The following is an 11,389-nucleotide window of genomic DNA, read 5'->3' as shown; positions in this document are numbered from 1 at the left end:
TTTTTTTTTTTAGATAGAGAGCACAGCCGAAATTTCATATTTCCTTTTCGTCGGCAGCGTAGGATGTTTATAAGAGACAGGGAGAGGGCTGGAGGTACAAATTGCTACGTGGTCGGCAAGCAGAGCCTCCGGCCCTCTCCCCCGCCCCTCTCCCATTTCATGGGAGAGGGGAGACCACCGAAGGAAATTGAATCGCGTAAACGGAAAAACCCCCTGCTCTTGCGAACAGGGGGTTTTCTGAATTGGTGCCCAGAAGAGGACTCGAACCTCCACAGTGTTGCCACCGCTAGGACCTGAACCTAGTGCGTCTACCAATTCCGCCATCTGGGCTTCGTATCGCTGCATTGCTGCGTCGATGCGAGCCGCGAATTCTACAGAAGACTTGGCAATTTGCAAGCCCTTTTCGCGCGATGGTCACAATCCGGTGTTTTGCACGCCGAGGGACAGGCTGCCGTCGAGCACATACCGGTTACGCCCCGCGCGCTTGGCGCGGTACATCGCGCTGTCGGCGCGGTGCAGCAGTGGCTCCAGGCGAGGCGCCTCCGGCAGTGTGCAGACGGCGCCCACACTGATCGTCACGAAGGGCTGCACTGGCGTGCCGTTGTGCGGAATGCCAAGGTCTCGCACCGACGCCACCAGCCCGCGGGCAACACTGCGTGTCTCGTCCACGTTCGAATTCGGCAGCACCACGGCGAACTCCTCGCCGCCCAGGCGCGCGCAGAACTGGTCGTCGCGCAGCACGCCGTTCAGTGCCGATGCCACCTGCCGCAGGCATTCGTCGCCCACGGGATGCCCATACTGATCGTTGAACTGCTTGAACAAGTCCACATCGAGAATCAGCAACCCGAGTTCCTGGCCACGTTCGTACGCGCGGGTGACGGCTGCCAGAGACTCGCGCTGGAAAAACCGCCGGTTCGGGATGCCCGTCAGTGCATCGATGTCGAGGTCCGCCTGCACGCGCGACAGTTGCGTCGTCAGCGCCAGCTCACGCGATTGATAGCGGCTGATATCGTGCAGGAACACCAGCCTGCCGATGGTCTTGCCGTCCATGCGGACGACCGGCTCCACCGACAACTCGAACTGGGCACCCTCCGGGATGTAGTGGGGCGTTTCGCCAGGCGCGTCCAGCACCGCGTTCCACTGCGTGGGTGGCAACTGGCCGCGCCGCATCTCGGGCAATAGCCGCATGGCTGCAGGATTGCATTCGGCGATACGGCCATCGGCGCCGATCACCACACAGCCTTCGCGGATCGTGTCGAAGACGCGCAGCCGCGCATAGTGGCCGATGTCTTCCAGATGCGTGCGCAAGGCGCAGATCCAGACCAGCACCGTCATCAGCGAGAACGTGGCCGGCGTGAGGTCACCGCCGAGCGGACCGGTCCAGCGATACAAGTAGGCGATGTGTGTGAGCAGCGGCAGGAACAGGCCGCCCATCAGCACGTTGCGGCCGCGCACGGACAATGCGGCATTGGGCACGCGCGCCGTGGCCAGGAAGTACATGCTCAGGCCCAGCATGCCGTAGGTCCATGCGGCCACCAGCGTGTAGCCGATGCCGTGATGGAATACCGCACCGGGCGACACGCCGGGCGGCATCAGTTCGATCGACGTCCAGATCAGCCCGTGCCGCTCGTTGGTGAAGACCAGCGCCAGCGTGAGCAGCGCGGCAAACACCGGCACGCCGAGCATCGACCACGGCACGACAAAGCGTGGACGGCTCAGGTGGATCATCGCCACGAGCCAGCCGATGGGCACCGCGACGATCCCCGCATATTGGAACTTGGCCCAGAAGATGCGTCCCGCCAATCCGGTCTCGCTGATTTCCAGCAGCCGGCCTCCGCTCCAGATCGCCACGCCGCCAGCGAGCACCAGGAACGCGCGGACCGTGGGATCGTCGCGCCTCGGCCAGGCGGCAATGGCCATGCCCACACTGCAGACAACGGCAATGGTCAGGCAAAGGACGAGAGGATACGATGGCATGAAAGCGTGACGGGGCCGATGTCGAAACCTCGCCGGCAACGGCGGGGCGAACCATTATAGGCCCGCGCAGTCCCATCTCCGCCGCGCCTCAACGCACACATCTGGAACTCGACGTGCCCATCATTCTTCTCGGACTGGCGATTCTCGTCGCCTTTATCTACGGCCTGGTCCGCCTTTACCAGAACGTAGCTGGCGCCTTTGGCACCTTGGCCGGTGCAGCCGCGGTGATCGCCATATTGGCTGCACTCACCGCACTGTTCCTGGCATGGCTGCGCCGCTACCGTGCGATTCACGGCAAGCGCGTCGGCGGCGAGCGCGTGCTGACGCTGGCAGGAGACTGGGGAACGCTGAAGGTGGATGCGGAGCGCAAGAACGCCGTGATCGAGATGAACGGCCAGCGCGAGGTGCTGATTTTTGCCGATATCGCCAATTCGAGGCCCGAGGCGCGCGAGGGGCGCTGGTACATCGTGCTGGCATTGCACCACCACAAGCAGGCCGAGTGGGCGATTCCGGTGCCGGATCGCAATGCGGCCAGCCGGTGGGAAACCATCTTCCGGCTGGCCGCATTGCAAAAGCTGTGAACGCGTCGCTAACCCAACGCCCGATCAGCGCTTGCTGCGATCGCTGCCGCGAGCATCCTGAATGATCATCGTGCGATCCAGTACGCCGTTGTCGTCGAAGTAGATGCTGAAATGGGCCGGCACATAGCCGGGCAGGTACATGCGGTACGACCACGCCTCGCGTTTCATCAGCGCGTAGTACTGGATCGGCTCCTTCGGCGTGCCCCAGCGTTCCAGCGCATCTTTCTTGGTCCAGACGCCGGGACGCGCGGTGTAGATCTCGGCTTCCGTCAGCATCTGGCGATAGTTCGTCAGCCGGCCGCTCGCATCGAAATCGGCAGCGTAGATATCGAAGCCGTACGGCTGCTTCGAATAGATCCAGCGTTGCGTGCCGTCCGCCAACTGGAATGTCTCGGTGGGAGCGCCGAAGGTATCGCGCACGGTAGCCTGCGGGCTGCCGATCAGTTTCTTGCCGGTCTCTTCAGGCTGCAGCGTGGCGCAGGCACTCATCGCAATGGCCACGGCGATGGCGCCTGTCCAGGCAAAGAATCGATTGAGCATGGCGGGGCCTCCGTATCCGTATCCAGGCAGGTTCGAGCAGGTTCGCGCCGTCCGCAGACGGCGCCCTCGCGCGGAGCTTACACCACTCGCAGCAGCCATGCCGATGCACGCAGCGCGCTCAGGTCCGCGCCGCCTGCCACGGCGCGCGCACCACTTCGCGATCGTCGATGGGCCAGTGCAGCGCGGCGGCCACCACCCCCAGCGCCATCGCGCCCATCCACACTGGATCATAGGAATGCGTCAGCTCGAATACCAGCCCGCCCAGCCACACGCCCAGGAACGACCCTAACTGATGCCCGAAGAACACGAAGCCGAACAGCGTGGTGATGTATCGCACGCCGAACACCTGCGAGACGATGCCGCTGGTCAACGGCACGGTGCCCAGCCACAGGAATCCCATCACGGCTGCAAAGCCATAGAGCGTCCATGCGCTCAACGGCAGCAATACGAACAACGCCATGGCCGAGGTACGCGCCAGATAGATGCCCGCCAGCAGGTATTTGCGCGTATGCCGTCCGCCCAGCCAGCCAAAGCAATAGGTGCCGAAAATATTGGCCAGCGCAATCAGCGCCAGCGCCACCATCGCGCTGTCCGGCGCCATGCCCTTGTCGCGCAGGTAGGCCGGCAGATGGTTCGCGATGAAGGCGAGTTGAAACCCGCAAGCGAGAAATCCTAGGTTCAGCAGCCAGAAACCGGAATGGCCGAACGCTTCGCGGATGGCCGCGCCCATGGGCTGCTCGTCCCCTTCGGCATCGATAGCGCCGCTCGCTGGCTGCACCGGGCGATCCCGAAACGGCAACGCAACCGGCAGCAGCACCGCCATCACTACGGCGAACACCAGCAGCGCCTGCTGCCATCCCACGCCTGATAGCAATGCCTGCGCAATGGGCACCATCAGGAACTGGCCAACGCCGCCCAGCGCACCGGCGATGCCGAGCATGCGGCTGCGCTGCGTGGGCGGCGTCATGCGGCTCAGCGCGCCATAGACCACGCCGAACGTGGTGCCGGACTGTGCGATGCCGATGCACACGCCGGCCATCGCCACAAAGCCGGTCGTGGAAGGCGCGAGTGCCATGCCTGCCAGGCCGATGCCATAAAGCACCACGCCGGCCAGCATCGCCTTCCACGAGCCGAGCCGGTCCGCCACCATGCCCATGAAAGGCTGCGAGAGACCCCAGACCAGGTTCTGCACGGCCATGGCGAAGGCCACCGTGTCGCGTGTCCATCCCCGCTCGGCGACGATCGGCAGCAGGAACAACCCCTGCACGTGGCGCACGCCCAGCGACAGGCCCAGCACGAGCCCCGCCGCCAGCAGCAGGAATCCGGTGGCGCGCCACCACGGCGCTTCGGCGGCAGCGAGTGAGTTGGGTCTGGCAGTCTTGGCATGCATGGCGGAGTTCCTGCGGTGAAGCGATGGCAATGGCCATATTTCAGGCGAAAGGTGGCGCGGATTCAAACGAGTTTTCGACCCTCCAGACATTCCCATCACGCATGGCTGACGATCCGGTTCCGTGCTGTAATCCCACGCATCGATTCTCTGATGCGCCCCCGTCACCATGTCCGTTCCGCTCGTCCGCCTGTTTCCACTCGATCTCTTGAAGGGCTTTGTGGCCGTGGGCCGGCGCATGAGCATCACCCAGGCGGCCGACGACCTGTGCCTGACCCAATCTGCCATGAGCCGCCAGATCCGCGCGCTGGAAGACCATCTGCAAGTGCGCCTGTTCGTGCGCCAGCATCGGGGCGTGGCCTTCACCCCGGAGGGCGAGCGCCTGTTCCGCAGCGCCGATGGCGCGGTGCAGCAACTGCAGGACGTGGCCGGGGAAATCCGCAAACGCGAGGGGCGGCAGCCCGTTACCGTGACGGCCAGCATCGGCGTGGCGGGGCTCTGGCTGCTGCCGAGGCTCGGCAGCCTGCAGCGGCAATTTCCGCAACTCGATGTGCGACTGTCGGCCATCAACGCGATCAGCGATCTGCGGGCGGACGGTATCGACCTGGCCATCCGCTACTGCCCGGCATCGGCCGCGCCGCCGCATGCAATCCGCCTCTTCGACGAGACCATCGCGCCTGTTGCCAATGCCACGCTGGGCATTCCGGCCGTGCTCTCGGCCGATACGCTCGCGGGCCTGCCCTTGCTCGAACTTGACGATCCACGACCGTGGCTGGGCTGGCGCAACTGGCTCGGCGCGCAGGGCTACCGGCAAGCCAACCGCCGCGGCATGCTGCGCTTCAACCAGTACGACCAGGTCATCCAGGCGGCGCTGGCTGGCCAGGGCGTGGCGCTGGGACGCCTGGAACTGATCGAGCCACTGCTCGCAGGCGGTCAGTTGCAGGTGCTGACCACGGCGGGTGCCGCCATGCCCAGCCCCAATGCCTATTGGCTGATCCATGCCACCGAACAGCCGCGCCAAGACGTGCGGCATGTGGCGGAATGGATTCGGGAGGAAGCGGCACGCGTCAGGCCAGGCGCAGCGCCAGCCGGGCATCCTGCGGCGCGGTGATGCGGCATTGCACGGCGCCTGCGCCCCGCAGCGCGCTCAGAAAATAGGTGGCAGTTTCCGTCACGCAGTGGCTTTGCCCCGGCAGCAACACGATGTCTTCCGAGCGCCTGGCCTGCGCGTGCTCCACCGTCACCCACAGGCTGCCAGCCTGGCAGGCGAGCCGCGCACCGGCCCGCAGCGCCACGGGGATGCAGTCCGAATCGATCAAGAGGTTCCAGGTCATGGCAGGCTCCTTGCCCGTTTGTCCTTGTCACCTTTGCAGTCTCGGGCCACGCGGAACCGCTTGCCATGAACAATGGCGCATCCACCCATGACATTCGCGCACGGCATCCGAAAAAAACGCTCAGGATTGCCTCAGGCCGTCCGTTAACATGGGCGTCGCCGTGAAATCTGTCTTCCACGAGTACCAGCCATGGATCCCTTGTCGTTCGAATTCGTGAGTGTCGAAGAGGCCAAGAAAGTCCTCGACGGCGAGCCCTCTGCAGCGGCAGTCGCGGCCCAGGTGGACTGGAGCGCGTTGCGTGAGCCGCCCGACGCCGTCAAGCTCGCGCTGAGTCCCGCCGCGCTCAAGTGGCTGGCCTACCTGCCGCGCGAGGTGCGCCCGCTGGAACTGTTCCACACCTACCCGCGCATCGCCAACCAGATGGCAGCGCTGGGCAATGCGGCGTCGGTGTCCGCGTTGCTCACTGAACTGCTGATCGACCGGCGCGGTGGCCGGCAAGGGTTTCCGGCGGGGATGGCGACGGAACTCTCGACATTGCAGGAATTCCTGCTGACGCTGCTCAAGCCTGCGGCGACGGGAGCGCCTCCCGAGGCGTAGCGGCTACAACTGATCCTCCACCGGCAGCACCCGCAGGATGCCAATGCCCATGTGCTGCCACACGTTCATATCGGGCTCGCTGTCGGACACCACTTCCTTGCCGTTCTCGATGGTGGTCCACGTCAGCGATTCGGCGCCGTTCTCGCCTTTCTTCAGTTGCACGCGCCAGGCTATCTGCATCAAATCCTTCTCCATGCCCTCCACCAGTTGCGTGGCCATCGGCACGCTGTCGAGCACCACACCCATCTCCGTATTGAGCTTGATGGAGCGCGGGTCCAGGTTCAGCGATCCGATGAACAGCAGGTGCCGGTCCACCACATAGGCCTTGGCATGCAGACTCGCCCGGCTCGAGGCAAACATCCGGCTCTTGCGCGTGCGGCTCTTCGCCAGATCCGCATTGGCCGTGGGTTTCAGTTCATAGAGTTCCACACCCGCCTGCAGCATCGCCTTGCGCGTCGGCGCGTAGCCAGCATGCACGGCGGCCACGTCGGTCGCGGCGAAAGAGTTGGTCAGTACCTTGACGATCACGCCGCGTTTGGCGATGCCGGCCAGCCATTTCTGGTTCTCTTCGTCGGGCACGAAGTACGGTGATACCAGCACCAGTTCGCGCTCGGCCTTTTCCATCAGCGCGCGCAACTGGGGAATGGCATGCGTGGACGGATCGTCGGGATCGTCCTCCACCTTGTCGGGCTTGTCGGAAATCACGCGGGCCCCACCGATAAAGCCCGGCAGGTGGCCCATCTCGATACCGCGCGCCAGGCCCTTGTCCACCAGTTCCTGCACCAGCGGACTGGCCTTGGCCATGTCGCCCTTGGCTTCGATCTGCTTGCGGAACGCGCGCAACTCCGCCGGCGCCTCCTTGTTGTCCTTGAGCAGCGTGCCGATCGGATAGGCGTTCTCGCTGTTCCAGTAGGCGTCGAACACCTTGCTCGCGGCCGGCGCGGCGGGGCCGCCCACCATCACGTCGAGATCGCTGAAGCTCATGTCCGGCTTGGCCGAGAAGTACGCATCGCCGATGTTGCGGCCACCGACAATGGTCACCGTGTTGTCCACCGTCAGTTGCTTGTTGTGCATGCGGCGATTGATCCGGCCGAAGTCGTAGATCATCTCCGCCCAGCGCATGCTGCGGTTGGCAAACGGGTTGAAGATGCGCACCTCGATATTGGGATGCGAATCCAGCGCCGCCCACGTCTTGTCCTGCTTGCCGGTGTGGATGTCGTCCATCAGGATGCGCACGCGCACGCCACGATCCGCCGCGTCGATGACCTCGCCCATCAACGCGCTGCCGGTGGTGTCCACGTCGTAGATGTAGTACTGCATGTCCAGCGTCTTCTGCGCGGCACGCGCCAGCGCAATACGCGCCGTCAGCGCGTCAGGCCCCGACCCGAGTGGGTAGAAGATCGACTGGCCGGGATAGTTGGCCAGGCGCGGTCGTAGCGCACGCGCCAGCGTGGTATCGCCGACATCGGTAATGGCAACGCTCGGCGTGCGGCCCGCGTTGGCTGGCAGGCTGGCGCAACCGGCCAGCAGGCCGAGCCACAGGGTGACGCATAGCAGCATCGCCAGCCCGCGCGCACTCTGGCGCAATGGCCGGCCATGCGGCGAGCACGGCACGCCGCGCCCCGTCGCAGTGCTCCCCCCTCCCCTCAGCATCAGCGCCATGATCCTCTCCCAGACGTCCATTGCCCCGGTCGCCAGATTCTTCTTCTCGGACTGACCAGTAGTGGGCAGCCCTTTCCACTGGGCAGTTTGCCGCGTGCCCTGATTCGGCCACAGCAGGTTTCGTCCGGTTCCGCTGTCGGCGTTTCTCCTGCATCGGCTCTGCATCCGACCGGGTGAAAGATCAAAAACCGAATGGCCGGATCGGGTCAGAATCGCGTCGCGTCATGCTGCGACGCAACCTGCCATAAAGCAATACGAAGGAGAAGACAATGATGTGGAAGACTACCCGTCGCCTGCTGCTCGCGGCTGCGGGAATGGCCGCAATGGCCCAACCCTGTGGCGCTGCCAATGGCGTAACCGCCACGCCAGAGCAGGCCCGTACCCTGGCTCGTGAAGCCTATATCTATGGGTATCCCGTGGTGGCGTCGTACACCACGCTGTATTCACAAGCCGTGGATCGGGACGATGCCAATTTCAAGGCGCCGCTGAACCAGATCGGCCATGCCAGCGGCACGTTCTCCCCGCGCGACACCGCGATCATCACGCCCAACGCGGACACGCCGTACTCGTTCGCATGGCTGGACCTGCGCGCGGAGCCGATGGTACTGACGCTGCCCGCCGTGGAAGCGGAGCGCTACTACTCCGTGCAGCTGCTCGACATCTACACGCACATCTTCGGCTTTCTCGGCACGCGCGAGACCGGGAACAAGGGCGGACGCTTCCTGGTAGCCGGACCCAATTGGAAAGGGCCCACGCCCGCAGGCATCGACCGCGTCGTGCGTAGCGAATCGGATATTGCCTACGCGCTGTATCGCACGCAACTGTTCGACGATGCAGACCTCGCGCGTGTGAACCAGATCCAGAAACGCTACACGGTGCAACCGCTCTCGGCGTTCCTTGGCAAGCCAGCCCCGGCGGCGTCGCCGGCCATCGCATGGCCGCGTCCGCAAGCGGATGCCACGCAGGGCGTGGCGCTGTTCCGCTATCTCGATGTCATGCTCGGGCTGGCGCAGGCCAACCCCGGCGAAGCCGCACTGATGCAGCGCCTGGCCGCCATCGGCGTGGGACCGGGCCTGTCGTTCGACGAGCGCGCGCTGACGCCCGAGATCCGTCAGGCCATGGAAGCCGGCATTGCCGATGCCCGCGCGGACCTTGCCACATTTCAGGCGAAGAAGCTGCGCACCGGCGAAGTCCGTACCGGCGAACTGTTCGGCTCGCGCGCGAAGCTGCAGAACAACTACCTGTACCGCTATGCGGGTGCTGCGTTGGGGATTTATGGCGTCACGCCGGATGAAGCCATCTACCTGAGCTATCAGGCCGACAGCGAACGGAAGCCGCTCGATGGACGGAACGCCTACACGCTGCGCTTCGCCAAGGACGCTTTGCCGCCGGCCAACGCGTTCTGGTCGATCACGATGTATGACAGCAAGTCCAAGCTGCTGGTCGAGAATCCGATCAACCGTTACCTGATCAACTCGCGGATGCTTGGCAAGTTGAAGCGCGATGCGGATGGGGGCATCACGTTGCAGTTGCAGCGCGCTGCGCCGGTGGGTGCAAGCGAGAACTGGCTGCCGACGCCGGATGGTCCGTTCTATGCGGTGTTGCGGATGTATCTGCCGAAGGCGGAGGTAGTGGATGGCCGGTGGAAACAGCCGGGGATGGTGCGGGTGGGTCAGGACTGACCTACCCCACGGTGTTGCTCCCCTCTCCCATGCAATGGGAGAGGGGTTGGGGGAGAGGGCCGGAGGTTCTGCTGCCGATCACATCGCAATTTGCACCGCTTGCCCTCTCCCCCGCCCCTCTCCCGCGCGCGGGAGAGGGGAGAAAACCGGCAAGACAATCAGCAGTTCAAGACTTCTCCACCTGCCACCCCAGCCCCAGCGCCTTCTGCAGCGACACGTAATCCTTCAGCAGATTGGCGTCTCCCGAAATACGATCCTGCTGTGCCACGACGCGGGTGCGTTCCACGTCGAGCCATTCGAGCATGCTGGCCGTGCCGGCGCGGTAGCGTTGCTGTTGCAGCGTAGACGCGCGTTCGGCGGAAGCTTCCACGCGGCGCAATACCACCACGTGCTCACGCTGATGGCCATAGCGCGACAGCGCCACGTCTGCATCGCGCAATGCCTTGAGTACCGTGCTGCGATAGTTGGCCTCGGCTTCGTCGCGGCCACCTTCGGCACTATCCACGCCCGCTGCCACGCGGCCGAAATCGAGAATGTTCCACTGCAGGCGCGGCAGCGTCAGCCAGATGCCATTCTCCTTGCGAACCAGATGGCCGGGGTCCATTGCGCTGAAACCGAGCGAGCCGAGCAGTGACAGCTTCGGGAACCAGTCGGCCTTGCGCGCGCCAATCTGTGCCGTGTTCGACGCGAGCTTGCGCTCCGCCGCGCGGATGTCGGGACGCGCCTTGAGCAATGCAGCGGGATCACCCACCGCCACGGTCTCCGGCACCGTGGGCAACGGCTGCGGTGCCGACAGCGACCCATCGAGTTCACCCGGCGCACGACCCGTCAACAACGCAAGCTCGTCGAACGATTCGGCGATGCCGGCCTGCACGGGCGACATCTGCGCGCGCGTGTTGTCGAGCTGGGTTAGCAGGCGCTCCACTTCGAGCTGCGATGCCACGCCGCGTGCGCGACGCTGCTCCGTGAGGTCGAGCATGTCCGCTTCGAGCTTCTCCGACGCCTGCAAGTGTGCGAGGCTGGCCTGTTGCTCGCGCAACGTCACATATGCCTGCGCCACTTCGGCAGCCAGTTGCACGTGCGCGTCCGCTAGCTGCGCCGAAGCGGCATCGGCCTCGGCGGAAGCCGCTTCGATCGCACGGCGCGTGCCGCCGAACAGGTCGATTTCCCAGCTTGCATCGAAGCCGGCGACATACAGCGATAACGGTCCGCGTCCGCCGCCCGACGAGCCTTCACCCGACAGCGCGGAAAGATCCGGCGAACGGGTGCGCAGCATGGTTGCGTCCAGTCCTACCTTCGGCAGCAGATTGGCCTTGTTGCTATTGAGACCGGCGCGCGCCTGCCGCACGCGGGCACGCGCGGCGTCGATATCGGGGCTTTGCTTCAGCGCATCTGCAATCAGCGTATCGAGTTGCGCATCGCCCAGTGCGTGCCACCAGTCAGCCACGCGCGGCGAGGTGGCATCGGCCACAGCGGGAGCGTGCGGAAACTTGCCACCATCGATGGCGTTGGCCGCCACCTCGGGCGCGCTGCGATAGTCGGGGCCGACAGTACATCCCGCAGCGAGCAATGCGGTGGAAAGCGCGGCGGACAGGGCCAGCAATCTGGCAGTAGAGAGAGCGGGCATGT

Annotated in this window: 10 protein-coding genes and 1 tRNA gene; 4 read left to right on the top strand and 7 right to left on the bottom strand. The window is 64.7% G+C overall.

All coding sequences use genetic code 11. From position 1 onward, the window contains the following. Nucleotides 1–243 precede the first annotated feature (243 nt). Nucleotides 244–330: transfer RNA gene (locus tag FFS21_RS26305), tRNA-Leu, on the bottom strand. 84 nt (nt 331–414) lie between these two features. Beyond that, nucleotides 415–1,977 carry a diguanylate cyclase domain-containing protein gene (locus tag FFS21_RS26300; protein WP_137927627.1) on the bottom strand — a complete coding sequence of 521 codons (1,563 nt, stop codon included), beginning with the start codon at nt 1,975–1,977 and terminating at the stop codon, nt 415–417. Between the two features lie 113 nt (nt 1,978–2,090). Here FFS21_RS26300 and FFS21_RS26295 point away from each other — a divergent pair, with 113 nt between their 5' ends. Then, the gene (locus tag FFS21_RS26295) at nt 2,091–2,558 is read left to right on the top strand and encodes a hypothetical protein (protein WP_137927626.1); all 468 of its coding nucleotides are present in this window, start codon (nt 2,091–2,093) and stop codon (nt 2,556–2,558) included. A 24-nt stretch (nt 2,559–2,582) separates the two neighbouring features. On the opposite strand, the gene FFS21_RS26290 is transcribed toward FFS21_RS26295, so the two are convergent. Continuing rightward, on the bottom strand, nt 2,583–3,098 hold the full coding sequence (locus FFS21_RS26290) for a hypothetical protein (protein WP_137927625.1): 516 nt from the start codon (nt 3,096–3,098) through the stop codon (nt 2,583–2,585). A gap of 118 nt (nt 3,099–3,216) precedes the next feature. Beyond that, nucleotides 3,217–4,488 (bottom strand): MFS transporter, encoded by a 1,272-nt coding sequence (locus FFS21_RS26285; RefSeq protein WP_249359667.1) that lies wholly within the window; start codon nt 4,486–4,488, stop codon nt 3,217–3,219. Nucleotides 4,489–4,654: 166 nt separating this feature from the next. On the opposite strand from FFS21_RS26285, the gene FFS21_RS26280 reads away from it, so the two are divergent. Then, the gene (locus FFS21_RS26280) at nt 4,655–5,596 is read left to right on the top strand and encodes a LysR substrate-binding domain-containing protein (protein ID WP_137927623.1); all 942 of its coding nucleotides are present in this window, start codon (nt 4,655–4,657) and stop codon (nt 5,594–5,596) included. Here the strand turns inward: FFS21_RS26280 and FFS21_RS26275 are convergent. Then, entirely contained in the window at nt 5,553–5,819 is a 267-nt protein-coding gene (locus FFS21_RS26275) for a DUF2917 domain-containing protein (protein WP_137927622.1), read from the bottom strand. The two genes, FFS21_RS26280 and FFS21_RS26275, sit on opposite strands and share 44 nt — an antisense overlap. A gap of 189 nt (nt 5,820–6,008) precedes the next feature. Between FFS21_RS26275 and FFS21_RS26270 the strand changes: the two genes are divergently transcribed. Then, a complete protein-coding gene (locus tag FFS21_RS26270) occupies nt 6,009–6,416 on the top strand; it encodes a hypothetical protein (RefSeq protein ID WP_137927621.1) in 408 nt (135 codons plus the stop codon). A gap of 3 nt (nt 6,417–6,419) precedes the next feature. Here FFS21_RS26270 and FFS21_RS26265 read toward each other — a convergent pair whose 3' ends face one another. Further along, nucleotides 6,420–8,078 (bottom strand): phospholipase D family protein, encoded by a 1,659-nt coding sequence (locus tag FFS21_RS26265; RefSeq protein WP_237380677.1) that lies wholly within the window; start codon nt 8,076–8,078, stop codon nt 6,420–6,422. A 269-nt stretch (nt 8,079–8,347) separates the two neighbouring features. Here FFS21_RS26265 and FFS21_RS26260 point away from each other — a divergent pair, with 269 nt between their 5' ends. Further along, complete coding sequence (locus FFS21_RS26260; protein ID WP_137927620.1) at nt 8,348–9,760, top strand: DUF1254 domain-containing protein; 1,413 nt, start codon at nt 8,348–8,350, stop codon at nt 9,758–9,760. Nucleotides 9,761–9,926: 166 nt separating this feature from the next. Here the strand turns inward: FFS21_RS26260 and FFS21_RS26255 are convergent, their stop codons facing one another. Continuing rightward, nucleotides 9,927–11,387, bottom strand: coding sequence for an efflux transporter outer membrane subunit (locus tag FFS21_RS26255; protein ID WP_137927619.1), 1,461 nt, complete (start codon nt 11,385–11,387; stop codon nt 9,927–9,929). Between the last annotated feature and the right edge of the window lie 2 nt (nt 11,388–11,389).

Source organism: Cupriavidus sp. 2SB, from assembly GCF_005503625.1.
Taxonomy (GTDB): Bacteria; Pseudomonadota; Gammaproteobacteria; order Burkholderiales; family Burkholderiaceae; genus Cupriavidus.
This window is presented reverse-complemented; position numbering and strand designations above follow the sequence as displayed.

Excerpts from the sequence above, each read along its gene's own strand:
- FFS21_RS26285 (WP_249359667.1), bottom strand. The coding sequence starts at position 4,488 with ATGCATGCCAAGACTGCCAGACCCAACTCACTCGCTGCCGCCGAAGCG.
- FFS21_RS26290 (WP_137927625.1), bottom strand. The coding sequence starts at position 3,098 with ATGCTCAATCGATTCTTTGCCTGGACAGGCGCCATCGCCGTGGCCATT.
- FFS21_RS26270 (WP_137927621.1), top strand. The coding sequence starts at position 6,009 with ATGGATCCCTTGTCGTTCGAATTCGTGAGTGTCGAAGAGGCCAAGAAA.
- FFS21_RS26265 (WP_237380677.1), bottom strand. The coding sequence starts at position 8,078 with ATGGCGCTGATGCTGAGGGGAGGGGGGAGCACTGCGACGGGGCGCGGC.
- FFS21_RS26260 (WP_137927620.1), top strand. The coding sequence starts at position 8,348 with ATGATGTGGAAGACTACCCGTCGCCTGCTGCTCGCGGCTGCGGGAATG.
- FFS21_RS26300 (WP_137927627.1), bottom strand. The coding sequence starts at position 1,977 with ATGCCATCGTATCCTCTCGTCCTTTGCCTGACCATTGCCGTTGTCTGC.
- FFS21_RS26280 (WP_137927623.1), top strand. The coding sequence starts at position 4,655 with ATGTCCGTTCCGCTCGTCCGCCTGTTTCCACTCGATCTCTTGAAGGGC.
- FFS21_RS26275 (WP_137927622.1), bottom strand. The coding sequence starts at position 5,819 with ATGACCTGGAACCTCTTGATCGATTCGGACTGCATCCCCGTGGCGCTG.
- FFS21_RS26255 (WP_137927619.1), bottom strand. The coding sequence starts at position 11,387 with ATGCCCGCTCTCTCTACTGCCAGATTGCTGGCCCTGTCCGCCGCGCTT.